Source organism: Zoogloea sp. 1C4 (assembly GCF_009469605.1).
GTDB lineage: Bacteria > Pseudomonadota > Gammaproteobacteria > Burkholderiales > Rhodocyclaceae > Zoogloea > Zoogloea oryzae.
This window is the reverse complement of sequence record NZ_SSXU01000006.1, coordinates 214,210-236,170: the sequence shown is the minus strand read 5'-3', so window position 1 is coordinate 236,170 and position 21,961 is coordinate 214,210. Positions and strand designations below refer to the sequence as shown.

19 protein-coding genes are annotated in these 21,961 nt (G+C 68.5%); 6 read left to right on the top strand and 13 right to left on the bottom strand.

Annotation, left to right across the window (positions count from 1 at the left end):
• Positions 1 to 39: 39 nt before the first annotated feature.
• The 3 genes from GH681_RS09935 to GH681_RS09925 form a co-directional block, all read right to left on the bottom strand.
• On the bottom strand, positions 40 to 1,143 hold the full coding sequence (locus tag GH681_RS09935; RefSeq protein WP_228111856.1) for a lipocalin-like domain-containing protein: 1,104 nt from the start codon (positions 1,141 to 1,143) through the stop codon (positions 40 to 42).
• A 367-nt stretch (positions 1,144 to 1,510) separates the two neighbouring features.
• Entirely contained in the window at positions 1,511 to 4,012 is a 2,502-nt protein-coding gene (locus tag GH681_RS09930) for an FtsX-like permease family protein (RefSeq protein ID WP_153161314.1), read from the bottom strand.
• The gene (locus GH681_RS09925; protein ID WP_153161393.1) at positions 4,009 to 4,662 is read right to left on the bottom strand and encodes an ABC transporter ATP-binding protein; all 654 of its coding nucleotides are present in this window, start codon (positions 4,660 to 4,662) and stop codon (positions 4,009 to 4,011) included. Before GH681_RS09925 ends, GH681_RS09930 begins: the two co-directional genes overlap by 4 nt.
• Before the next feature lie 178 nt (positions 4,663 to 4,840).
• Here GH681_RS09925 and hpnC point away from each other — a divergent pair, with 178 nt between their 5' ends.
• Genes hpnC through hpnE form a run of 3 tightly spaced genes read left to right on the top strand, consistent with a single transcriptional unit; the run spans position 4,841 to position 7,847 of the window.
• On the top strand, positions 4,841 to 5,662 hold the full coding sequence (hpnC, locus tag GH681_RS09920; protein ID WP_153161313.1) for a squalene synthase HpnC: 822 nt from the start codon (positions 4,841 to 4,843) through the stop codon (positions 5,660 to 5,662).
• A gap of 6 nt (positions 5,663 to 5,668) precedes the next feature.
• Positions 5,669 to 6,505: a presqualene diphosphate synthase HpnD gene (gene hpnD / locus GH681_RS09915; RefSeq protein ID WP_153161312.1), complete on the top strand. Its 837-nt coding sequence runs from the start codon at positions 5,669 to 5,671 to the stop codon at positions 6,503 to 6,505.
• Positions 6,506 to 6,518: 13 nt separating this feature from the next.
• Positions 6,519 to 7,847: a hydroxysqualene dehydroxylase HpnE gene (gene hpnE / locus GH681_RS09910; RefSeq protein ID WP_153161311.1), complete on the top strand. Its 1,329-nt coding sequence runs from the start codon at positions 6,519 to 6,521 to the stop codon at positions 7,845 to 7,847.
• Between the two features lie 92 nt (positions 7,848 to 7,939).
• Here hpnE and GH681_RS09905 read toward each other — a convergent pair whose 3' ends face one another.
• Together GH681_RS09905 and guaB are read right to left on the bottom strand one after the other, a co-directional pair.
• Positions 7,940 to 8,671 (bottom strand): ABC transporter ATP-binding protein, encoded by a 732-nt coding sequence (locus tag GH681_RS09905; RefSeq protein ID WP_153161310.1) that lies wholly within the window; start codon positions 8,669 to 8,671, stop codon positions 7,940 to 7,942.
• A gap of 135 nt (positions 8,672 to 8,806) precedes the next feature.
• Positions 8,807 to 10,267, bottom strand: a complete 1,461-nt coding sequence (gene guaB / locus GH681_RS09900; RefSeq protein WP_153161309.1) for an IMP dehydrogenase — start codon at positions 10,265 to 10,267, stop codon at positions 8,807 to 8,809.
• An 81-nt stretch (positions 10,268 to 10,348) separates the two neighbouring features.
• On the opposite strand from guaB, the gene GH681_RS09895 reads away from it, so the two are divergent.
• Positions 10,349 to 10,837, top strand: coding sequence for a DUF4124 domain-containing protein (locus GH681_RS09895; protein WP_153161308.1), 489 nt, complete (start codon positions 10,349 to 10,351; stop codon positions 10,835 to 10,837).
• A 13-nt stretch (positions 10,838 to 10,850) separates the two neighbouring features.
• On the opposite strand, the gene GH681_RS09890 is transcribed toward GH681_RS09895, so the two are convergent.
• Positions 10,851 to 11,192: an RnfH family protein gene (locus GH681_RS09890; RefSeq protein WP_153161307.1), complete on the bottom strand. Its 342-nt coding sequence runs from the start codon at positions 11,190 to 11,192 to the stop codon at positions 10,851 to 10,853.
• A 2-nt stretch (positions 11,193 to 11,194) separates the two neighbouring features.
• Positions 11,195 to 11,632 (bottom strand): type II toxin-antitoxin system RatA family toxin, encoded by a 438-nt coding sequence (locus GH681_RS09885; protein WP_153161306.1) that lies wholly within the window; start codon positions 11,630 to 11,632, stop codon positions 11,195 to 11,197.
• A 95-nt stretch (positions 11,633 to 11,727) separates the two neighbouring features.
• Here GH681_RS09885 and smpB point away from each other — a divergent pair, with 95 nt between their 5' ends.
• Positions 11,728 to 12,174 carry an SsrA-binding protein SmpB gene (gene smpB, locus GH681_RS09880; RefSeq protein WP_153161305.1) on the top strand — a complete coding sequence of 149 codons (447 nt, stop codon included), beginning with the start codon at positions 11,728 to 11,730 and terminating at the stop codon, positions 12,172 to 12,174.
• A gap of 31 nt (positions 12,175 to 12,205) precedes the next feature.
• On the opposite strand, the gene GH681_RS09875 is transcribed toward smpB, so the two are convergent.
• The 3 genes from GH681_RS09875 to GH681_RS09865 all read right to left on the bottom strand — a co-directional run bounded on the left by GH681_RS09875 (position 12,206) and on the right by GH681_RS09865 (position 17,257).
• Positions 12,206 to 13,144, bottom strand: coding sequence for a hypothetical protein (locus GH681_RS09875; RefSeq protein ID WP_228111855.1), 939 nt, complete (start codon positions 13,142 to 13,144; stop codon positions 12,206 to 12,208).
• A 94-nt stretch (positions 13,145 to 13,238) separates the two neighbouring features.
• On the bottom strand, positions 13,239 to 13,535 hold the full coding sequence (locus GH681_RS09870) for a 4a-hydroxytetrahydrobiopterin dehydratase (protein WP_194271196.1): 297 nt from the start codon (positions 13,533 to 13,535) through the stop codon (positions 13,239 to 13,241).
• Between the two features lie 17 nt (positions 13,536 to 13,552).
• Positions 13,553 to 17,257, bottom strand: coding sequence for a DUF748 domain-containing protein (locus GH681_RS09865; protein ID WP_153161303.1), 3,705 nt, complete (start codon positions 17,255 to 17,257; stop codon positions 13,553 to 13,555).
• Between the two features lie 114 nt (positions 17,258 to 17,371).
• On the opposite strand from GH681_RS09865, the gene GH681_RS09860 reads away from it, so the two are divergent.
• Complete coding sequence (locus GH681_RS09860; RefSeq protein ID WP_153161302.1) at positions 17,372 to 18,607, top strand: NAD(P)/FAD-dependent oxidoreductase; 1,236 nt, start codon at positions 17,372 to 17,374, stop codon at positions 18,605 to 18,607.
• 134 nt (positions 18,608 to 18,741) lie between these two features.
• Here GH681_RS09860 and ppa read toward each other — a convergent pair whose 3' ends face one another.
• From ppa to GH681_RS09845, 3 genes are read right to left on the bottom strand one after another with little or no spacing between them, the layout of a single operon-like run.
• Positions 18,742 to 19,269 (bottom strand): inorganic diphosphatase, encoded by a 528-nt coding sequence (ppa, locus tag GH681_RS09855; protein ID WP_153161301.1) that lies wholly within the window; start codon positions 19,267 to 19,269, stop codon positions 18,742 to 18,744.
• 60 nt (positions 19,270 to 19,329) lie between these two features.
• Positions 19,330 to 19,536, bottom strand: coding sequence for a heavy-metal-associated domain-containing protein (locus tag GH681_RS09850; RefSeq protein ID WP_153161300.1), 207 nt, complete (start codon positions 19,534 to 19,536; stop codon positions 19,330 to 19,332).
• An 11-nt stretch (positions 19,537 to 19,547) separates the two neighbouring features.
• Positions 19,548 to 21,950 (bottom strand): heavy metal translocating P-type ATPase, encoded by a 2,403-nt coding sequence (locus GH681_RS09845; protein WP_153161299.1) that lies wholly within the window; start codon positions 21,948 to 21,950, stop codon positions 19,548 to 19,550.
• Positions 21,951 to 21,961 lie beyond the last annotated feature (11 nt).

Below are 21,961 nucleotides of genomic sequence, written 5' to 3'. Positions count from 1 at the left end.
ACACCAGTTAAATTTGCTTACACAGCACCGGGGGAACTCTCACCCCACCCTAATCCGCTCCCCATACCCCGTCATCTCCAGATACCCCCGCCCCACCTCGCGGCCGGGGGGGCTGCCTTCCAGCAGGCGCACCGCGCCCTCCCAGTACACCGCGCCGGTGGAGCGGCGGCTGTCGAGTTCCTGGTCGTCGATGAGGGGTTGCAGTTCGAACATCCGGCCCGCCACCGTCAGCCGCCAGGCCACGGGGTAGCGGATGCCGGTGCGGGGGGAGCGCCACTCCCGCAGCGGTTCGAAGCGCACATCCGCAGGCGTGAGGATGCGCGCCGTGCCATCGGCCGCCCGCCAGCTGGCCGCGGCCCACATCGGATTGCCGTCCTGCCCACGCATCCGGAAGGCCATCAGGCCGCTGCCGTCGTCGAGGTTGGCGCCCAGCCAGTCCCAGCCCTGGGCGCCCTCGGGCATCAGTTCGCTGGACCACTCGTGATCCAGCCAGGCCTTGCCGGTGACTGGCTGGCTGCTGCCGTCCAGCGTCACCGTGCCGCTCACCGCCAGCTGGGGCCGGCTGTAGTAGTAGCTGGCGTGGCGCGGGTCGGGCGCCTTGGCCGAGAAGCCGGCCTTGCCGTTGAGGAGCGGCGGGCCATCGGGCGTCAGATCCAGTGCGTAGGCGAAATCCGCCGCGCGCACCTCCGCCCGGTAGCGCCCACCATCCAGCGCAAAGCGCCAGTCGCCACACCACACCGCGGTACGCTCCGTCTCGAAACCGGCGCGGCCGAAGCCCACCCGGGCCGAGCGCTCGTCATGGCGCAGGCGCCCCAGTTGCGGGTCGGCGATCGCCGCGTGGGCCATCACCAGCTGACGCGGTGCGAAGGCGCTGGGGCTGCCCTCGCCGACGCCGGTGCGCACCCGGAAGAAGGTCACCTGAAAGCCCAGCGGACGCCCGTCCGGCAACGCAAGCCAGCCGGTGGCATACCACCACTCGGTGCGGAAATCCGGATGGGCGCCGTGATCCGCCGGAAACACCAGCCGCCGGCCGGGCAGCACTGGGGCAAAATCCGCGGCCCGCGCCGTGCCCCAGCCAGGCAGGGCCGCCAGCGCCAGCAGCAGGCGGCGGCGCATCGGATTCGGACTTGCACCGTGCTTCATGCCACGCCTCCAGCGTCGGGCAGGCCTGTTGCAGCGGGGCAGACAGACCGGCCCCATCCCGGGCGTGGGTGCCGGGCATCAACCTGCGTCACCGCAGGGCATCGCGCTGCGATTGCAGCTCCGAACTGCACCGTCGCAGTTCCAAGCTTCACCATTGCTGCAAAAAGCATCAATGCCGGAGCTCGAAGCTCCGCAAATGCACTTGATAAGTGCATCGTTGCAGCAAAAAGCAGCAATGGTCGAGTTCCGGACTCCGGCGCCGATGCTTTTTTCAGCATCGTTGAAGTTCCGAACTCGGGTGTTGCACTTGAAAGGTGCACCCATGCAGCGCTGCGCTGCATGGCCCCCGTTTTGCACTGCAGTCCCATCACCAGTCCTCACGCACCGCCAGCACCGCGTCCTGACGCATCGCCTGCCGCCCGGCGAGCACCGCCGCGCCGGCCCCGAGGGCCACCAGCCCCGCGCCGAACACCGCCAGCGACAGCCAGGGCACGTGCAGGTCCATGCTCCAGTGGAAGCTCTGCCGATTGACCACCTCGATCAGCACCAGCCCGATGGCGCCGCCCACCGCCAGCCCGGCCAGCACGCCCACGCCGGCCGCCAGCGCGCCTTCCTGGGCCAGCATCCAGCCGATCTGGCGGCGCGTCAGGCCCAGGTGGCGCAGCATCCCGAACTCCCGCCGTCGTGCCGCCGCCAGCGCCGCAAAGCTCGCCGCCACACCGGCAAGACCGATCGCCACGGCCACCGCCTCCAGCAGATAAGTGACCGCAAAGGTGCGGTCGAAGATGCGCAGAGTGATGGCGCGGATCTCCCCGGGCCGGGCCACCTCCAGTGCCCCGGCCGGCGCGGTGGCGAGCAGCGCCGCCTCCACCACCGCCGGAGCCGCGTCGGGCTTCAGGAAGATCGCCGCGTCGCTCGCCAGCGGGTCGCCGGTGAGGCGCCGGTAATCGGCCAGGTCGATCATCACCGCGCCGGTCTGGCGGGCGTAATCCCGCCACACGCCGGCCACCCGCACCGCCACGCTGCGCCCGGCGAGGGGCAGCGTCACCGCATCACCCGGGCGCCAGCCCAGCATGTCCTGCACGGCTTCGGAGATCCAGATCGTCACCCCGCCCTGCCCCGGCCGCGCCGCGCCCACCAGCGGCAGGCCGGCACCGTCGGGCGGCAGGGGGCGCGCCAGCAGCGCCACCGGTGGATGTCCCGGCGCCAGGCGCAGGCTGTCCATCCGCGTGAAGCGCAGCTCCGCCACGCCGGGCACCGCGGCAATGCGCGCCTGCTGGGCGGGGTCGAGAAAACCGCTGGAGGCGCTGCGGCTGGTGCGCAGGTAAAGATCGGCCGGCAACAGCTGGGTGAGCCACTCATCCACCGAATCCCGGAAGGACGCCACCATGATCGCCATCGCAGCCGCCAGCGCCACGCTCGCCAGCACCCCGGCCGCCGCCACCACCGCGTGGCCGGGGGCCGCGCCCAGGCGGGCCGCCGCCAGCCGGGCCGGCACCGGGCCGTGATCGGGCAGCAGCCGCGCCAGCCCCGCCGCCACAGCCGGCAACAGCAGCACACCCCCGGCCAGCAGGCAGGCCACGGCCAGATAGCCGCCCACGGGCAGGCCATCCAGCGGCGGAATCCAGCACGCCGCCGCGCTCGCCCCCAGCAGCGCCAGCCCGACCAGCGGCTGACCATGGCCCGACAGCAGCGCCGCCTCGTCGCCGGCCTTGAGGGCCCGGGCCGGCGCCACCGTCGCCGCCTCCCGCGCCGGCAGCCACGCCCCGGCCACGCCCGCCAGCACGCCCAAGCCCACATAAGCCGCCGTCAGCCCCGGCTGAAAGACCAGCGCGGGCTTGAGCCCCGCAAAATATCCCGCCCCCAGATCGCCCCCCAGCAGCGCCAGCGCACCCCAGGCCAGCCCATAACCCACACCCACGCCCACCACGCCGCCGGCCAGCCCCACCGCCGCCCCTTCGGCCAGCAGCCAGCCAAAGAGCTGCCGCCGGGCAAGGCCGATGGCGCGCAGAAAGGCAAACTCGGTGCGCCGCCGCACCACCGACAGGGCCTGGGCCGAGAAGACCAGAAAGCCCCCCGTCACCAACGCAATCGCCGCCAGCATGGTGAGATTCACGCGGTAGGCACGGGAGAGGTTGGCCGCTTCGTCCTCGGCGGCCTCAGGCGCGGTCACCACCACGCCCGCCGGCAGCAGCGGCTGCAGCCGGGCGATGGCCGCTTCCGGCGACACGCCCTCGGCCAGTTTCAGGTCGATCCGCGTGAGGCGCCCGACGCGGCCGAAGCGCGTCTGCACCGCGGCGATGTCCATCACCGCCAGACGGCGGCCGTCCTCCACGCCGGGCAGATCGCCGGCAATCTTGAGATCCACCTCCGCCGCACCGGCCAGCACCCGCAGGCTTTTGCCGGGCGGTGCGCCCAGGGCGTCCGCCGCCGCGTGGCTGAGGAACAGCGCGTCGTCTTCCAGCACCGCAAAGCGCGCAGATTCGTCCCGGGGCCGGGGTAGCAGCCGGGGCGCGACCCGGGCCAGGGCAAAGATATCCACGCCCAGCAGGTGCAGGGTTTCGTCGCGGCCAACGAGCTTGAGATCCAGCTCCACCAGCGGGCTCGCCTCGGCCACTTCCGGCCGCGCGGCGAGAATCGCGTAAAGGGCTTCGTCGAAACCGCCCTTTGGCCCCGCCACCTGCAGATCAGCCTGACCCGCCAGGCTGCGCATGCCGCGGCCAAACTCGCTCAGCGCCGCCTCATGCACCACCTGCACCGCCATCCCCAGCGCCACCCCCAGCACGATGGCGACGAAGGAGAACAGCGTGGCGACCCGCCGCCGCCCGAGCGAGCCGAGGAAGACCGGCGCCAGCACCCGCGCCTTCATCCGTGCAGGCCGGTGGCGTCGAGGCGCAGCACCCGGTCGGCGGTGGCGGCCGCCTCCAGCGAATGGGTGACCAGGATGCCGATCGCCCCCGCCTCGCGGATGCGCGTGGCGAGCAGATCCAGCACCCGCGCGCCGTTGGCCGGGTCCAGGTTGCCGGTGGGCTCGTCGGCCAGCACCAGTCGCGGCCGATGCACCAGCGCCCGGGCGATGGCGACCCGCTGCATCTCGCCACCGGAAAGCTCCCGCGGCCAGCTGCCGGCCCGGTCGCCCAGGCCCACGGCGTTGAGGAGCTGCTGCGCGGGCGCGTCGGCCGCATCGCCATCCACGCCTTGCAGCCATAGCGGCAGCGCCACGTTCTGGCGCACGGTGAGATGGGGCAGCACGTGAAAGGCCTGGAAGACGAAGCCCAGCTTGTCCCGGCGCAGGCGGGTGAGCGCGTCTTCATCGAGCCCGGCGTACGCGCAGCCGTCGAGAGACAGCGTGCCGCCATCGGGCCGGTCGAGGCCGGCGATCAGGTTGAGCAGCGTGGATTTGCCGACGCCGGATTCACCGACGATCGCCACATATTCGCCGGGCGAGAGGGAGAGGTTGATCCCGGCCAGCACCGGGCGGCCGTTGAAGTGGCGGGAGAGGCCGTGGATTTCGAGCATTGCGGCGATGAGGAGTGAGGGGGAGCGGTGAGCGGGGGCCATTCCTGCAGGTCGGACTTCAGTCCGACAGCACTGCTTCAGCAATCCTTGTCTGTCGGACTGAAGTCCGACCTACAGTAGGCGCTACAGTTCTGCGCGCCCCTCACGCCGCACCGAGCCCGGTATACTCCGCCCGCCCATGTCCGTCGACCACTACGAGAACTTCCCGGTTGCGTCCTTCCTGCTGCCCGCGCATCTGCGCGAGCCGGTAGAGGCCATCTACGCCTTCGCGCGCTCGGCCGACGACATCGCCGACGAGGGCGACGCGCCGCCGATGGTGCGCCTCGCCCACCTCAACGATTACCGCCGGGCGCTGTTCTGCATCGAGCAGGGCAAGCCCATCGACGATCCGAAGCTCGCGCCGATCTTCAACCGCCTGGCCGACAACGTCCGGCAATTCAAGCTGCCGATCAGCCTGTTCCTCGACCTGCTCGACGCCTTCAGCCAGGACGTCGTGAAGACCCGCTACGCCGATTTCGCCGATCTGGCCGACTACTGTCGGCGCTCCGCCAACCCGGTGGGCCGGCTGCTCTTGCACCTCTACAAGGCCGCCACGCCCGCCAATCTGGCCATGTCCGACCAGATCTGCACCAGCCTGCAGCTCATCAACTTCTGGCAGGACGTGGCCATCGACTGGCAGAAGCAGCGCATCTACCTGCCCCAGGCCGACATGGAGCGCTTCGGCGTCACCGAAGCCTGCATCGCCGGGGGCGAGGTCACCCGCCAGTTCTCGGCGCTGATGGATTTCGAGATCCAGCGCGCCCGCACCATGATGCTCCACGGCGCACCCCTGGCCCGTCGCCTGCCCGGCCGCATCGGCTGGGAACTGCGCCTCATCGTGCAGGGCGGCCTCGGCGTGCTCGACAAGATCGAGGCCAACGCCTACGACGTCTTCAACCACCGCCCGATCCTCGGCAAAGCCGATTGGCTGCGCCTCGCCTGGCGCGCACTCACCCGCTAGCCCCCCATGACCGATCCCCACGCCTACTGCCAGGAGAAAGCCGCCGCCAGCGGCTCCAGCTTCTACTACAGCTTCATGTTCCTGCCCCCCGAGCGGCGCCAGGCGATCATCGCCCTGTACGCCTTCTGCCGCGAGGTGGACGACGTGGTGGACGAATGCCAGGACCCGCAGATCGCCCACACCACCCTCGACTGGTGGCGCCATCAGGTCGGGCTGATCTACGAAGGCACGCCCCAGCACCCGGTCGGCCAGGCCCTGAAGGACGTCATCCAGCGCTTCAACCTGCCCCGCGAGCTGCTCCTCGAAGTCATCGACGGCATGCAGATGGATCTCCAGCAGACCCGCTACCTCGACTGGAAGGCGCTCAACCTCTACTGCTACCGGGTGGCCAGCGTGGTGGGCCTGCTGTCGGCCGAGATCTTCGGCTACACCAACCGCCAGACGCTCAAGTACGCCCACGATCTGGGCCTCGCCTTCCAGCTCACCAACATCATCCGCGACGTGGGTGAGGACGCCCGCCGGGGCCGCATCTACCTGCCGATCAACGAGCTCCAGCAGTTTGGCGTGCCGGCCAAGCAGATCCTCGACGGCCAGTATTCCGACGGTTTCCGCGAGCTGATGGCCTTCCAGGCGAAGCGCGCCCGCCAGCTCTACGAGCAGGCCTTCGCCCAGCTGCCGGCCGAAGACCGCAAGGCCCAGCGCCCGGGCCTCATCATGGCCGCCATCTACCGCACCCTCCTCGACGAGATCGAGGCCGACGGCTTCCAGGTGCTCGACCGCCGCACCTCCCTCACCCCGCTGCGCAAGATCTGGCTCGCCGGCAAGACGTGGTTCGGGGCATGAGCGGTATCGCCCGATGAGCCTCACGCCCCAGGTCGCCGTCGTCGGCGGCGGCTACGCAGGGTTTGCGGCAGCCGTCACCCTCGCCCGCGGCGGCGCCCGGGTCACGCTGTTCGAAGCCTCGCGCACCCTCGGCGGCCGGGCGCGGGTGGTCGAGAAAGATGGCTACCGGGTCGATAACGGCCAGCACATCCTCCTCGGCGCCTACGCCGAAACCCTGCGCATGCTGCGGCTGGTGGGCGTAAAACCCAGCGTGCTCGAAACCCGCCGGCTGGCGCTGGTCTATCCCGGCCTGTGCGAGCTGCGCGCCGCGCCGCTGCCGGCGCCGCTGCATCTGGCGCTGGGCCTCCTCACCGCCCGCGGCCTCGGCCTTGCCGACAAGCTGGCGATGGCCCGGCTGATGCGTGTCCTAAAAAGCCGCAAGTTCGTCGTCGAACCGGACCGCCCGGTCTCGTCGCTGCTCGCCGAAACCCGCCAGACCAGCACCCTCAACCGCCTGATCTGGGAGCCCCTGTGCGTCGCGGCGCTCAACACGCCGGTCGACCAGGCCTCGGCCCAGGTCTTCGCCAACGTGCTGCGCGACAGCCTCGCCGCCAGCGCGTCAGCCTCGGATCTCCTGCTGCCGAAGGTCGATCTGTCGGAGCTCTTTCCGGTGCCGGCTTCCCGCTGGCTGGCGATGCGCGGCCACACGGTGCGCACCGCCGAGCCGATCAAGACGATCCAGCCCGAGGGCGAGTATTTCCGCCTGGACGGCGACCCGTGGAGCACTCGCTACGACCACGTGGTCGTCGCCACCGCGCCGTACCACGTGGCCGCGCTGGTCGAGCCCTTGCCGGCGCTGGCGCCGGTGGTCGCGCAGATCGACGCCCTGCGCCACGAGCCCATCGTCACCGCATGGCTGGCCTTCGACGGGCCGGTGAACTTCCCCGAGCCAATGATCGGCATGAGCGGCGGCTACGGCCAGTGGGCCTTCGACCGCGCCGCGCTGGGCGGGCCGGAGGGGATGGTGAGCGTGGTCATCAGCGCCAGCGGCGCCCATCAGGAAATCGGCAAGGAGGCGCTGGAGATCGCCCTGCTGCAGGAGCTCCAGGCCATCCTCGGCCCGCTGCCGGCGCTCAAATGGGCCCAGGTCATCACCGAAAAGCGCGCCACCTTTGCCTGCACGCCGGGCATCGAGCGCCCCCGCTGCGCCACGCCCCATCCCGGCCTGTGGCTGGCTGGCGACTACGTGGCGTCGGAATACCCGGCGACCATCGAAGCCGCGGTGCACAGCGGCGTGATCGCGGCCCGCAGCATCCTCAAGCGCTGCGGGCTGCGGGAGCAGAACCTGCTGAGCGTGCCGTAAGCGCCGCACTCCGGCGGGAGCGTCCCTGTAGGTCGGACTTCAGTCCGACAAACCCTGCCTGATCAACCCGCGCTGTCGGACTGAAGTCCGACCTACAAGGCCGCTGTCGACGACTCCAGCCGCCCCGCCGCCAGCCGCAAGGTGCGGCTACAACGGGCCGCGAGCGCGTTGTCGTGGGTCACCAGCACCAGCGTGGTGCCGGACTCGGCGTTGAGGGAGAACATCAGCTCGATGACCGCCTCGCCGGTGGCCACGTCGAGGTTGCCGGTGGGCTCGTCGGCCAGCACCAGCGCCGGCCGCGGCGCAAAGGCGCGGGCCACGGCGACGCGCTGCTGCTCACCGCCCGAGAGCTGGCGCGGGTAGTGCCCCAGCCGCCCCGACAGCCCGACCCGACCGAGCCAGCTTTCGGCCTCCTGGCGTGCATCGCGGCGGCCGGCCAGTTCCAGCGGCAGCATCACGTTTTCCAGCGCGGTGAGCGCCGGCAGCAGCTGGAAGGATTGGAACACGAAGCCCACGCAGGCCCCACGCAGCTCGGCCCGGCCGTCCTCATCAAGGACAAACAGATCCTGCCCGCGGATGCGCACGCTGCCGCCGCTGGGCGAATCCAGCCCGGCCAGCAAACCCAGCAAGGTGGATTTGCCCGAACCGGACGCGCCGACGATGGCGATCGCCTCGCCGGCGGCGATGGTGAAGGAGACGTCGTCGAGAATGGAAAGCCTGGCGCCGTCGTCGGACGTCACCGCGCGGGAAAGATGGCTGACTTCCACCACGGGTTCGAGCAGGTTGGCGGTCGTCGAGGTTTCGGTGCGGGTTCGATTGAGCATGACGGATGGAGTGCGCAAACGCGGAGAGGTTCAGCCGGAAGGGGATTATCCACCGGCCGCCCACTGGTGACACCGGCGCCCAAACGAAAGAAGGCAGCCTCTCGGCTGCCTTCTCTCAGGGACGATAGCGGGCGATCAATCCACGTGGTAGTTCGGCGCTTCCTTGGTGATCTGCACGTCGTGGACGTGGGATTCGCGGATGCCGGCCGAGGTGATCTCGACGAACTCGGCGCGGGTGCGCATCTCGTCGATGCTGGCGCAGCCCACGTAGCCCATGGAGGCGCGCAGGCCGCCCATCAGCTGGTGGATCACCGCGGTCACCGCGCCCTTGTAGGGCACACGGCCTTCGATGCCTTCCGGCACGAGCTTGTCGACGTTACCTTCGTTGTCCTGGAAGTAACGGTCGGCGGCGCCCTGCTGCATCGCGCCCAGCGAACCCATGCCCCGGTAGGACTTGTAGGAACGGCCCTGGAACAGCACGGTCTCGCCCGGCGCTTCTTCGGTGCCGGCGAACAGGCCGCCCAGCATCACCACGTTGGCACCGGCGGCGATGGCCTTGGAGATGTCACCGGAGTAGCGGATGCCACCGTCGGCGATCAGCGGCACGCCGGAACCGGCCAGCGCGGTGGCGACGTTGTCGACCGCGGTGATCTGCGGCACGCCGACGCCGGCGACGATGCGGGTGGTGCAGATGGAGCCCGGGCCGATGCCGACCTTGACGCCGTCGGCGCCGGCTTCGACCAGCGCCAGTGCGGCGGCGGCGGTGGCGATGTTGCCGCCGATGACCTCGACCTGCGGGAAGTTCTTCTTGACCCAATTGACCCGGTCGAGCACGCCTTGCGAGTGGCCGTGGGCGGTATCGACGACGATCACGTCCACACCGGCCTCGGCCAGCAGCGCGGCACGCTCTTCGGTGCCGGCACCGACGCCGATGGCGGCACCCACGCGCAGGCGGCCGAGGCTATCCTTGGCGGCGAGCGGGTGCTCGGTGGACTTCATCATGTCCTTGACGGTGATGAGGCCGGCCAGTTCGCCAGCGTCATTCAGGACCAGCACGCGCTCGAGGCGGTGCTTGTGCATCAGCGCGCGGGCGTCTTCGAGGCTGGTGCCTTCCTTGACGGTGACGAGGCGCGCGTGGGGCGTCATGATGGCGGACACGGGCTGGTCGAGATTGGTCTCGAAGCGGGTGTCGCGGTTGGTGACGATACCGATGACCTTGCCGTTCTCGACCACCGGCAGGCCGGAGATCTTGTGGCTGCGGGTCAGGGTCAGCACTTCGCGGACCGTCATGGTCGGCGGAATGGTGATCGGATCCTTGAGGATGCCCGATTCGAAGCGCTTTACCTTGGCCACTTCGGCGGCCTGCTGCTGGGCGGTAAGGTTCTTGTGAACGATACCGATCCCGCCTTCCTGGGCGAGAGCAATGGCAAGACGCGCTTCGGTGACGGTGTCCATGGCTGCGGACACCAGCGGAATATTCAGGGTAATGTTGCGCGTGAGTTTCGTCTGGAGGTTGACGTCGCGCGGGAGAACGCTGGAATGGGCCGGGATGAGAAGGACGTCATCGAACGTCAGCGCCTTCTGAATCACTCGCATGGCTTTAATCCCTTGAATCAAATCCGTATTATACGTAGGTCGCCGCTTCCCGGCAAAAGCTTTGTCTGACTGGAGTTTCTGATGTTCCGCAAATTTTTCCTTGTTCTGCTGCTTTGCACCGGATCGGCAGCCTTCGGACAGGGTATTTACAGCTGGAAAGACGCCGGCGGGCAGGTGCACTACTCCGACATGCCGCCGCCAGACGCCAAGGTCCGCACGGTCCGTCAGGGCTCGATTGCGCCCCAGCCTCCAGCCAGAACGGCCGAAGGTGGCGAGGCCGCCGCAGCAGCGTCCCCCTCCTCCCAGCAAAGCTACGCCGAAAAGGAGCTGGCCTTCCGCAAGCGCCGCGCCGAAGCCGCGGAAGCCGAGGAGAAAGCCCGCAAGGCCCAGGCCAACGACCAGGCACGGCAGCGCGAATGCGCTGAAAACCGCGCCCAGCTCACCGCGCTGGAGAGCGGCCAGCGGATGAGCCGCTTCGACGAAAACGGCGAACGGGTTTTCCTGGACGACGACGGGCGCAGCGCCGCGATCGAGCGCACCCGCCGGGCCGTCGACAAGACCTGCCGCTGAGCGGCGGCAGCCCTCAGGCGGCCTCTTCGGCGGGGCCGCCGCCCTTCTTCATGACCTTCCCCTCTTCGGCGCGCTTGCGACGCACTTCCTTCGGGTCGGCGATCAGCGGGCGGTAGATCTCGATCCGGTCCCGGTCGCGCAGCACGGTGTCGGCCTTCACCAGCTTGGCGAAGATGCCCAGCTTGTTGGTCTTGACGATGTCGATCTCCGGATGCTTCTGGAGCAGACCGGAAGCGTCGATGGCCCGCTGCACCGTGGCGCCGGCCGGCAACTTGAGCCGGACGATCTCCTGACGGTCGCGCAGGGCATAGCAGACGTCGACGTTGATGGAATCCTGGCTGGCGTCAGCGGACATGGTCATTTCCGTCCATAAATTTGCTCGGCACGCTTCACGAAGGAATCGACGAAGGTGTTGGCGATGTGGTTGAACACCGGCCCGACGGCCTTCTCGATGAGGCGGCTGGAGAACTCATAGCGCAGGTTGAACTCGACCTTGCAGGCGGCGTCACCCAGCGGGGTGAAATCCCACGAGCCGTCGAGATGGGTGAAGGGCCCGTCGGTCAGGCGGATCAGCATGTGCGAGGGGTAGACCTTCTCGTTCTCGGTGCTGAAATGGGATTTGATGCCGTGGTAGTTGATGTGCAGGGTTGCCCGGGTGATCTTCTCATCCCGGCCATGCACCTCGCTGCCACCACACCAGGGCAGGAACTTGGGGTAATCCTCGCAGCGGTCCACCAGATCGAACATCTGGACCGGCGTAAACTCGATCAGGACAATTTTCTTGACGGCAGCCATCGGGGAGCGAGCGGGGATGCGACCTGTTAAAATACGCGATTTTACGCGTCCCACCCGGCCCGCGCCAAGGCGGCGCCATCCACGAGCCTATCGCCATGAGCATCATCGACAACCGCAAGGCCTTCCACGATTACTTCATCGAGGATAAATACGAAGCCGGCCTCGTGCTGGAAGGCTGGGAGGTGAAGGGTATCCGCGCCGGGCGCGCCAACATCAAGGAAAGCTACGTGGTGATCCGCGGGGCGGAAATCTTCATCGTGGGCATGCACATCACGCCCCTCGAATCCGCCTCCACCCACATCCACCCCGACCCGACCCGCACCCGCAAGCTGCTGCTCCACGCCGAGGAGATCGCCAAGCTGATCGGCAAGGTGGAGCGCGCCGGCTACGCGCTGGTGCCCCTCGACCTGCACTACACCAAGGGCCGCGTGAAGGTGAGCGTGGGCCTCGCCAAGGGCAAGAAGCAGTACGACAAGCGCGAATCCGAGAAGGAACGCGACTGGGAGCGGGAAAAGGCACGCCTGATCCGCGCCAAGGTCTGACCTGCGCCGCCCGGCCGGGCCGGCAGCCAGGCTAGGCAGCGAGTTCCGCCCGCGCCCACTCCACATCCAGCCGGGCCTGGGCATCCAGAGGCTGGCAGGCTGCGGCCTCGGCGAAGAGGGCGTGAGCCCGCCCCAGGCTGGCAGCCCCACCCGCAAGCATCTGCGCCCGGGCGTATTCCACCAAGGTGGTCGGCGACCGCGGATTGAGCGCGCGGGCCGCCTCGAAGTGTTCGATGGCGGTTTCCTTCTTCACGCCGTAGGTCAGCGCGGCCACCATCGCCCCCACCTTGTCGATGACTTCGGTGCAGTAGATGCCAAGCCCGGCGTGAGCATCGGCGTGACCGGGCTCAAGCTGCAGGGCCCGCTGCAGGGATTCCCGCGATTTGCCGCCCAGCCCCCGCGCCAGGCTGCGCACCAGCGGCACGTGCTGGCAGTAGCGGCCGATGGCAAGCCCATTCAGGAACCACGCGTTGGCCCAGTTGGGCGCCAGCTCCACCAGCACCGAACAGGCATCGACGGTATCCCGCAGGATGGCCGCGCGGCGCATTTCGTCTTCTTCAAGATGGGTGGCGTAGACGATCGCCGCCCTGGCGGCGACCACCGTGCCCACCGGGCCGGCCGCCTCACCGCGGTCGACGGCCTCGGCAAAGTCGCCCGCGTGATAGGCCCGCCAGGCTTCTTCGACGTCGCGCGCGGCGGCCGCCAGATCAGGCACCCGCGCGCCCAGCGCCGGGTTGGCACGAACCAGGCGCCCCAGGGCGGCAACGTCGGGATAGGGCTCGGCGTCGCCCGCATGAAGGCGCGCCCAGTTGGTGGCGAGGGCATCGCCGCCGTAGCGGTAGATGCGGTCGCCAAAAGGAAAACGCTTCCAGCCGCAGCGCGTGCCGGCCGAAGCAACCGCGTCCGGAACGAAGCTCGTCCGCCCGCGCACACGGCGCAGGGTCGTACTCCAGTCAAACGTCAGATGCATCTGCTGTCCTCTCCCGCCGGGTTCTTGTCGATTTTTTCTGCGAAGGGTATCACCCTCCGGAAAGACAAGCATTCCGCAATGCGGCAAAACCGCGTCAGCCCAGCGCCGCCCGATCCATGAAACCGGCGAGCTGGAAATCCAGCTCGGTGAGCCCACCGGCGTCGTGGGTGGTGAGCACGACCTCGACGCGGTTGTAGGTGTTGCGCCACTCGGGATGGTGGTCGATCTTCTCGGCCATCAGCGCAACCCGGGTCATCCAGCCGAAGGCGGCGTTGAAATCGGCAAACCGGTAGCTGCGGGTGATGGCCTCGCGGCCGGGCACCAACTGCCAGCCGTCGAGGGTGGCCAAGCGTACCGCCTGCTCTGCGGGGTCGAGTTTTTGAGGGCGCATGGAACCTCCGGTCATCATCAGCGCAGCGAGAAGTCGGTCCGGCTGACCTTGGCCTTCGGCTGCTTGCCGTCGTCGCCTTCACGGCCAGCCAGCACGAAGATGCGTTCGGCCGGCACCTGGCCCTTCGCCACCAGCCAGTTCTTCACGTTCTGGGCGCGCCGCTGGGCGAGCAGGCGGACGTCCTCGTCGGCCACGGTGGTGTTGGTGATGATCAGCTTCTCCATCTCGGCCACCGGCAGATCCTTGGTGAGCCCCACCATGTTGCGCGGCTTGGGAAACTTCTCGTCCTTGTAGACCCGCGTGAGCAGCGCCGGGTATTCCTCCGGCGACACCCGCACGCGGCCGTCCTCGCCCGCCGACTCACCCGACTTGGCCATGTCCTTCACCTTGAGCGCCTCGACCTTGCCCACCAGCATCGCCCGACGCAGGCCGTCCCGGTCGGCAATGGGATCGACCCGGCCGGCGATGTCGAGCTTGAGGCCCGGCTTCTCGTTCATCACCTTGGCGATCGACTGCAGCTTGGCGTCGGCGCCCTCCGGCAGGCGACCGAAGCCGGGATCGAAATCCAGCCAGGCGAGCTCCTCGGCGTTGCCGCCGAACATCGACCCGAGCAGCGCAAAGGGCGAGGTGACGGCCTTGGTGACGAGATTGACGATGACCTTGACGACGATCGCGCCGACGCTGAACTGGGGATCATCCAGCGAACCGCCGATGGGCAGATCCAGGTCGATCTCGCCGCGGCTGTTCTTGAGCAGCGACACCGCCAGCAGCACCGGCAGCTTGAGGGCGCTCGGGCTTTCCACCTTGTCGCCGAAGGTCAGCTGATCCAGGAAGACCTGATTGGTGGCGGTCAGCTTGCGGTCGACAATCTTGTAGTTGAGATTGGCCGACAGCTTGCCCTTCTCGATGCCGTAGCCCACGTACTTGGCGGCGTAGGTGGACACGCTGGAGAGCTCGAAATCCTTCACCGACGCGCGGATGTCCAGCGCCTTGTCCTGCCGGAAGGGGTTGAACCGGCCGATCACCTCGACCGGCGCCGAATCATCCACCCGGCCCCGCAGATCCAGCTCGGCGATCACGTCGGGGTTGGATGACAGATTCACCAGCTTCCCGCCCATTCCGGTGAGGTTGGCGTCGTAATTGGGCTTGATGAATCGGTCGCTGTAGGCGATGTTGCCGCCCTGCAGGGTAATGCGCTTGATCGAGATCGGGATCGGCGCCTCAGGAGGGGGTGCAGTCGTCGCCACCGCGACACCCGGGGCCGGCGCGGTGGGCGGCGCCTTGCCGTTGGCCTTTGCCGCGTCGTTGGCGGCCTTTTCCTCTTCGGCCCGCTGGGCGGTGATTTCCCGCAGGTTGAGGCCGCCCTGGGCGTTGAGGATCAGCCGGGTGTAGAAGTCGGTCAGGGCGATGTCGTCGATATTCACCGCCAGCGGCGACAGACGGACGTCCACCCCGCCAAAGTACAGCGAGCGCCACTTGAGGAAATCGGCGGCGTTGAGCTTGTCCACCGACGCGAAATCGCCGATGGTCAGGTTGCCCTTGAAGCCCCCCTTAACGGCACCGCCCGGCGGCAGCTCGAAAGCCAGCTTGCCCCGGGACGTCACGCTGCCGCGGGTGATGGCAATCTTCACCTTTTCAGTCACGTAGGGCTGGAGCATCGCCAGATCCACCGCCTTCAGGTCGAGATCCAGATTGCCCGCCAGCGGCGTCAGCCCCACCGTGCCGCCGACGCCCACCTTGCCGCGCTTGTTGATCGCCGCCTGCAGGTTGAGCTTCGCCTTGCTGCCCTTGGCCGTCGAAAGCCCGTCGATCTTCAGGGACATGGGCTCGGCGTTGAGCACGACGGACGGCGTGAGGGTGCGGTCTTCAACGCGCACGCCCCAGTCGTCCAGCGCAACACGCTTCACCTCCACCAGCCAGTCGGGCCCGGCCTTGGCGGCGGGCGCAGGCTTGGCGACAGGCTTCCGCGCGGCCGCCGGGGCTGCCGGGGCTGCGCCCGCGAGCTTCTGGGCGTTGAAATCACCGTTCTTGTCGCGCACCAGCGCCACCCGCGTGGCCTTGCTGCTCACCTCGCCCACCGTCACCTTGCGGGCGGCGAGATCCACGTCGGCATCGCGCACGTCGAGGGCGCCGAGCTTCAGCAGCGGTGCCTTCTCGCCCTTGAGCTGCACGCCCACGCCCTTCAGGACCAGGGATTCGGCCTTGAGCTTGACCTTCGGCTCGCCGCCGGCTTCCTGCACCACGTCATAGGCGATCTTGCCGTCGAACTTGCCGGACACCACATCCCCGCCCGGCAGCGCCGCGGCGATATACGGCTTGGGACTCACCAGATCGAAGCCGGCGAGTTCCAGCGTGCCCTCGGCCTTGAGCGGCGACAGGGCGACGCTGCCCTTGTTCTCGAGGGTTTCACCGGAAGGCGTCGCAAAGCCGAACTCCAGCGCCGCCGGCTCGCCGCCCGCCAACTGGAACTTGCGCAGCGACACGTGGATGTCCTGCAAGGTCTTGCTGAACGTGCCGGCGGGCAACGCATCCGAAAAATCCAGCCTGCCGCCGGTGAGCTTGAACTCGCCCAGGCTCAGCCCAAACGGCTTGGCCGGCTTGCTGTCGGCCGGCGTTGGCACCGGCTCAGCCGGCTTGGCGCTGGGTTTGGGAACGAGCGACAAAAGGCTGATGCGCCCTTCCCGATCGCGTCCGACCACGAACTCCGGCTTGTCGATGGCCACCGTACCCAGGGCCAGCTCGCCCGCCAGGGGCGCCAGTTTGTCGATGCCGATCTTCACCGACGGCAGCTTGATCGCCGGCCGGCCGTCGGCGTGCTGGACTTCCACCGCGTCAAGGCCAACGCCGCCCTTCACCGTCACGCTCGGCGCGGCGCCGGCGGGCTGGGCGAAGGAGAGCTGGAGATCCGACGACAGCCGGACCGACGGCAGCCGGAAGGGCTTGTCGATCGGCACGTAGGCCAGGTAGCGGGTCAGGTCGAAGCTGTCGAACTTGAGATCGACCACCGATTCGCGGGTGGCAGAGAACGGCCGCGCCTTGCCGTGCACCTCGAAGGGCGTGCCGTTGATCTTCATCGCCAGCAGCGGCTCGACGAAGGTTTCCACCTGGGACGGCAGATTGGAGACGAAGGGCACGCCCAGCTCGAGATCGGCAATCTCGTGCTTCTGGCGCACTGGCCGGTCGTCAATGTCGATGCGGCCCTTCTCGATGCGGATGTTGTGCACCGAGAACAGGCTCTTCGAGCCGTCGTCCGGCTTGTTGAGGATCTCGTCGATCACGTCGGACCAGTTGAGGCGCGTGCCTTCCAGCCGCACCACATTCACCGCGGGCTCGACGAGCTTCACCTCCTGCACCACGATGCCGCCCCGGAACAGCGATTCGGCTTCGACGTTGGCGTACAGCGACGTGAAGCTCACCGCCGTCGCCCCGCCATCGGGCTCCAGCATCTTGAAGCCGCGCACCTCGGCCGACAGGGCATAAGGGTTGATCGAGATGCCCTCAATCGTCACCTTGCGGTGCAGCTGCTCGGAGAGCTTCTCCTCGGCGATCGACTTGACCAGCGGGGGCGCCACCAGAAAGCCGGCCACGCCGACCACCGCCACGATCCCCGCGCCCCACAGCGCCCACTTGAGCGGCCGCCACGCGGCCCTGGGTTGCTGCTCCATATCGGCTTCCTTTTTGTTCTGCCCGTCGCCGCGCCCCAACCCGGTGCGCGCGTTCATTTATCGTCCAAGCCTAGCAGGCCGAAGCGAACCTGAGAATGGCATCGTGCGCCCAGTTTGCGCCAGGACAAGGGGCGGACTATCCTGCGGGCCCGTTCCAGCCCCATCGTCACCATGAACCGCCCTCACCAGCCCGTCCACTTTGACGTCATCGTGATCGGCGCCGGCGCCGCCGGCATGATGTGCGCCGCCGAAGCCGGCCAGCGCGGACGCCGCGTGCTCATCATCGACCACGCCACCAAGCTGGCCGAGAAGATCCGCATCTCGGGCGGCGGCCGCTGCAACTTCACCAATCTGGACGTGAGCGTCGCCAACTACCTGTCGCGCAATCCCCAGTTCTGCCGCTCGGCCCTGGCGCGCTTCACACCGGGGCATTTTCTCGAGCGCATCCAGCGCCACGGCATCGCCTGGCATGAGCGCGACCACGGCCAGCTGTTCTGCGACGACTCCGCCCAGGACATCATCGACATGCTGCGTGCCGGCTGCGAGGACGGCCACGTGGAATGGGCCATGCCCTGCGAGATCAGGCACATCGAGACAGGCCCCGACGAGACGGCGCGTTTCGCCCTCGACACCAGCCACGGGCGCTTCACCTGCGCCAGCCTGGTGGTCGCCACCGGCGGGCTGTCGATCCCAAAGATCGGCGCCTCGCCCTTCGGTTACAAGATCGCCGAACAGTTCGGGCTACCCATCGTGCCGCCCAAGCCGGCCCTGGTGCCCCTCACCCTGGGGCCGGACGAGCTGGCGATCTACAAGGAGCTCGCCGGCATGGCCTTCGACGCGGTGGCCGAGTGCGGCGAGGGGCGCTTCCGCGAGAACCTGCTGTTCACCCACCGCGGCCTCTCCGGCCCGGTGATCCTGCAGGTGTCGTCCTACTGGCAGAGCCGCGACTACGACGCCGCGCCGGGCGCCACCGAAGGCGGCAGCCGGATCGCCGTCAATCTGTTCCCGGCGGAAGACGTGCGCGCCTGGCTCACCGAGCGCGCCCGGGGCAAGACGCTCCTCGGCAACCTGCTCTCCGACCGCCTGCCCAAGCGCTTCGCCCACGCCTGGTGCGACCAGCGTGGCTGGAACAAGCCGATCAACCAGTTCAATGGCAAGGAGCTCGACGCCATCGCCGCCGCGCTCGAGGGCTGGACGATCACCCCCGGCGGCACCCTCGGCTACGCCAAGGCCGAAGTCACCGTGGGCGGCGTGGATACGCGGGTACTGTCGTCCAAGACGATGGAAGCACGCGCGGTGCCAGGGCTGTACTTCATCGGCGAGGTGATGGACGTCACCGGCCACCTGGGCGGCTACAACTTCCAGTGGGCCTGGGCGAGCGGCTACGCGGCGGGTCAGGCGGTGTGAGGCGCGGCGGATTGTTGCTAGATCAGCAACAATAAATGCCAAACTGTTGCTGATTTCGATCGGACGCCCCAGCCGCAGCCGCAAAAAACAAGGCCCGCACTTGGCGGGCCTTGTTCATCCTGCGCGGAGATCGCTTACTTGTTGGCAGCAGCGATGCCGTCGAGGATTTCCTGCTTGGCATCTTCAACGCTGCCCCAGCCGGTCACCTTGACCCACTTGCCCGGCTCGAGATCCTTGTAGTGCTCGAAGAAGTGCTGGGTCTGCTTCAGCAGCAGCTCAGGCAGGTCGTCGAGGGTCTTCACGTTGTCGTACAGCGGGGTCAGCTTGGAGACCGGAACGGCCACGACCTTGGCGTCAACGCCGCCTTCGTCTTCCATCTTCAGCACGCCGACCGGACGGGCGCGGATCACGACGCCCGGCTGCAGCGGGTAGGGCGCCACGACCAGCACGTCCACCGGGTCGCCGTCGCCGGCAACGGTGTGGGGGATGTAGCCGTAGTTGATCGGGTAACGCAGGGTGGTGCCCATGAAGCGATCGACGAAGACGGCGCCGCTGTCCTTGTCCACTTCAAACTTGATCGGATCGCCCTGAGCGGAGATCTCGATGATCACGTTGACGTCGTTCGGAACGTCCTTGCCGGACTTGACTTGATCGAAACCCATCTTTTTCAGCCTCCCTTGATATGTGAAAACAGCCCGCGATTATAAGTGACTCCGATGAAATCAGGTCGCATCGAAACCGGCATCTTCGATCGCCGATTTGAGCGCCGCTGGCGTGACCCTGGCCGGATCGAAATCCACCTTCGCCTCGCCCGCCTCCAGCGACACCGCCACCCCGGCCACGCCGTCCAGCGCCGACAGCGCGCCGGTCACGTTCTTCACGCAACCCTGGCAACTCATGCCACCCACCTTGATCGTCACGTTTTCCATCTGGTTTCCTTTCAGTTGCGCCCGGCGCGCCAGCGCCTGAGCAGAAGCGAATTGCTGACCACCGACACCGAACTCATCGCCATCGCCGCCCCGGCGATCACCGGATTGAGCAGCCCCAGCGCCGCCGCCGGGATGCCCAGCACGTTGTAGATGAAGGCAAAGAACAGATTCTGGCGGATCTTGCCCAGCGTGGCACGGGACAGCGAGATCGCGTCGGCCACGCTGTTAAGGTCGTTGCGCACCAGGGTCAGGTCGGCCGCCTCGATGGCCACATCCGAACCCGCGCCGATGGCGAACGACACATCCGCCGCGGCCAGCGCCGGCGCGTCGTTGATGCCGTCGCCGACCATGCCCACCAGCCCGTCACCGCGCAGCGCCTCGACCGCTGCCGCCTTGTCGCCCGGCAGCACCTGGGCACGGAAATCCGTGATGCCCGCCTCAGCCGCGATGCGCGCCGCCGCCGCCGGATGATCGCCGGTCAGCATCACCACCCGCACGCCCATCGCCTGGAGCCGCGCCACCGCCGCCTTCGAGGTGGCACGCAGCGGATCAGCGATGCCCAGCGCGCCCACGGCGCGGCCATCCACCGCCACGCAAACCGGCGTGAGCGCTGCGGTCAGGAGCGGATCGAGCACCTCGGCCGGCAGCGCCGCGCCACGTTCGGCGAGGAAATCCGGCGAACCGACCGCCACCTCGCGGCCATCCACGCGGCCGATGACGCCCTTGCCGCCCACCGCCTGCACCGCCTCGGCCGGCGTCCACGCCAGCCCGTCGCCCCGCGCCGCAGCCACCACCGCCTGAGCCAGCGGGTGATGGCTGGTTTCCTCCAGGCTCGCCGCCAGCGCCAGCATGTCGGCGCGACTGGCGCCCGGCGCCACGCGCACGTCCAGCACCGCCGGCCGGCCTTCGGTGAGGGTGCCGGTCTTGTCCACCACCAGCGTGCGAATCTTCTCGGCGAGCTCCAGCGCCTCGGCATTGCGCACCAGAATGCCCGCCCGGGCGCCCTGCCCTGTACCCACCATCACCGCCGTCGGCGTGGCAAGGCCCAGCGCGCAGGGGCACGCGATCACCAGCACCGCGACGCCATTGACCAGCGCCGGCGCCAGCTCGCCGCCGATCCACCACCAGGCGAGGAAGGTGGCGAAAGCAATCGCCACCACCGTCGGCACGAACACCGCCGCGATGCGGTCCGCCAGCCGCTGCACCGCCGGCTTGCCGCCCTGGGCCTGCTCCACCAGCCGCACGATCCCCGCCAGCAGCGTCTCGGCGCCCACGCCCACGGCGCGGCAGCGCATCACGCCGGCGCCATTCACGGTGGCGGCGAAAACCCTGTCGCCCGGCGCCTTGGCCACCGGCACGCTCTCGCCGGTGAGCATCGCCTCGTCGGCCGACGATTCGCCCGACAGCACCTCGCCATCCACCGGCACCGAATCCCCCGGACGCAGCACGAAGACCATCCCGGCCACCACCTGCGCCACCGGCAGTTCGACGATCTGCCCGTCCCGCTCGATGCGGGCGGTGGGCGGCTGCAGGCGTAAGAGCGCCTCGACCGCCGCCGAGGTGCGCGCCCGGGCGCGGGCCTCCAGCAGCTTGCCCAGCAGCACCAGGGTGATGATGCTGGCCGACGCCTCGAAGTAGACGTGCAGATCGTGGCGATCCAGCACCACCACCGCCACGCTGAAGAAGTAGGCGACGCTGGTGCCCAGCGCCACCAGCACGTCCATGTTGGCTCCGCCGCCCAGCAGCGACGACCACGCGCCCTTGTAAAAACGCTTGCCGATCCAGAACTGCACCGGCGTCGCCAGCAGCAGCTGCGCCCAGCGCGGCAGCCATTCGTCGTGATGCATCGAACCGCTGGCGCCCGCGCCGAGCATCCCGATCATCTGCACAAGGAAAGGCAGCGACAGGAGCGCGGAAATCCAGAACAGCCGCAGCTCGGCATGAAACTCGGCCGCCTTGCGGGCCCGGTCCGCCTCCCGGTCACGGCCGGCGATCGGCGTGGCGCTGAAGCCGGCCTTGGCGATGGCGCCGACGATGGCCGCCGGATCGGTGAGCCCCGGGGTGAAGCGCACCCGGGCCGTCTCGGCGGCGAAATTGACGCTACCCTCCACGCCCGGCAGGCGACCCACCACCTTCTCGATCCGCGCCGCACAGGCCGCGCAGCTCATGCCGCCAATGCCGAGCTCAAGCACCTGCGGGGCCACGTCGAACCCAGCCTTGCGGATCGCGCCGAGGATGTCGGCGGCCGGGGTGCCGTCGGGTGTGGCGGTGATGCGGGCTTTCTCGGTAGCGAAATTGACCTTCGCGTCGACGCCTGGCAGGCGGTTGAGCACCTTCTCGAGGCGCACCGCGCAGGCGGCGCAGCTCATGCCGGACACAGGCAGGTCGTAGCGCACGTCAGCCGGCTCGCTCATCCTGCGTACTC

Excerpts from the sequence above, each read along its gene's own strand:
- GH681_RS09935 (WP_228111856.1), bottom strand. The coding sequence starts at position 1,143 with ATGAAGCACGGTGCAAGTCCGAATCCGATGCGCCGCCGCCTGCTGCTG.
- GH681_RS09930 (WP_153161314.1), bottom strand. The coding sequence starts at position 4,012 with ATGAAGGCGCGGGTGCTGGCGCCGGTCTTCCTCGGCTCGCTCGGGCGG.
- GH681_RS09925 (WP_153161393.1), bottom strand. The coding sequence starts at position 4,662 with ATGCTCGAAATCCACGGCCTCTCCCGCCACTTCAACGGCCGCCCGGTG.
- hpnC (WP_153161313.1), top strand. The coding sequence starts at position 4,841 with ATGTCCGTCGACCACTACGAGAACTTCCCGGTTGCGTCCTTCCTGCTG.
- hpnD (WP_153161312.1), top strand. The coding sequence starts at position 5,669 with ATGACCGATCCCCACGCCTACTGCCAGGAGAAAGCCGCCGCCAGCGGC.
- hpnE (WP_153161311.1), top strand. The coding sequence starts at position 6,519 with ATGAGCCTCACGCCCCAGGTCGCCGTCGTCGGCGGCGGCTACGCAGGG.
- GH681_RS09905 (WP_153161310.1), bottom strand. The coding sequence starts at position 8,671 with ATGCTCAATCGAACCCGCACCGAAACCTCGACGACCGCCAACCTGCTC.
- guaB (WP_153161309.1), bottom strand. The coding sequence starts at position 10,267 with ATGCGAGTGATTCAGAAGGCGCTGACGTTCGATGACGTCCTTCTCATC.
- GH681_RS09895 (WP_153161308.1), top strand. The coding sequence starts at position 10,349 with ATGTTCCGCAAATTTTTCCTTGTTCTGCTGCTTTGCACCGGATCGGCA.
- GH681_RS09890 (WP_153161307.1), bottom strand. The coding sequence starts at position 11,192 with ATGTCCGCTGACGCCAGCCAGGATTCCATCAACGTCGACGTCTGCTAT.
- GH681_RS09885 (WP_153161306.1), bottom strand. The coding sequence starts at position 11,632 with ATGGCTGCCGTCAAGAAAATTGTCCTGATCGAGTTTACGCCGGTCCAG.
- smpB (WP_153161305.1), top strand. The coding sequence starts at position 11,728 with ATGAGCATCATCGACAACCGCAAGGCCTTCCACGATTACTTCATCGAG.
- GH681_RS09875 (WP_228111855.1), bottom strand. The coding sequence starts at position 13,144 with ATGCATCTGACGTTTGACTGGAGTACGACCCTGCGCCGTGTGCGCGGG.
- GH681_RS09870 (WP_194271196.1), bottom strand. The coding sequence starts at position 13,535 with ATGCGCCCTCAAAAACTCGACCCCGCAGAGCAGGCGGTACGCTTGGCC.
- GH681_RS09865 (WP_153161303.1), bottom strand. The coding sequence starts at position 17,257 with ATGAACGCGCGCACCGGGTTGGGGCGCGGCGACGGGCAGAACAAAAAG.
- GH681_RS09860 (WP_153161302.1), top strand. The coding sequence starts at position 17,372 with ATGAACCGCCCTCACCAGCCCGTCCACTTTGACGTCATCGTGATCGGC.
- ppa (WP_153161301.1), bottom strand. The coding sequence starts at position 19,269 with ATGGGTTTCGATCAAGTCAAGTCCGGCAAGGACGTTCCGAACGACGTC.
- GH681_RS09850 (WP_153161300.1), bottom strand. The coding sequence starts at position 19,536 with ATGGAAAACGTGACGATCAAGGTGGGTGGCATGAGTTGCCAGGGTTGC.
- GH681_RS09845 (WP_153161299.1), bottom strand. The coding sequence starts at position 21,950 with ATGAGCGAGCCGGCTGACGTGCGCTACGACCTGCCTGTGTCCGGCATG.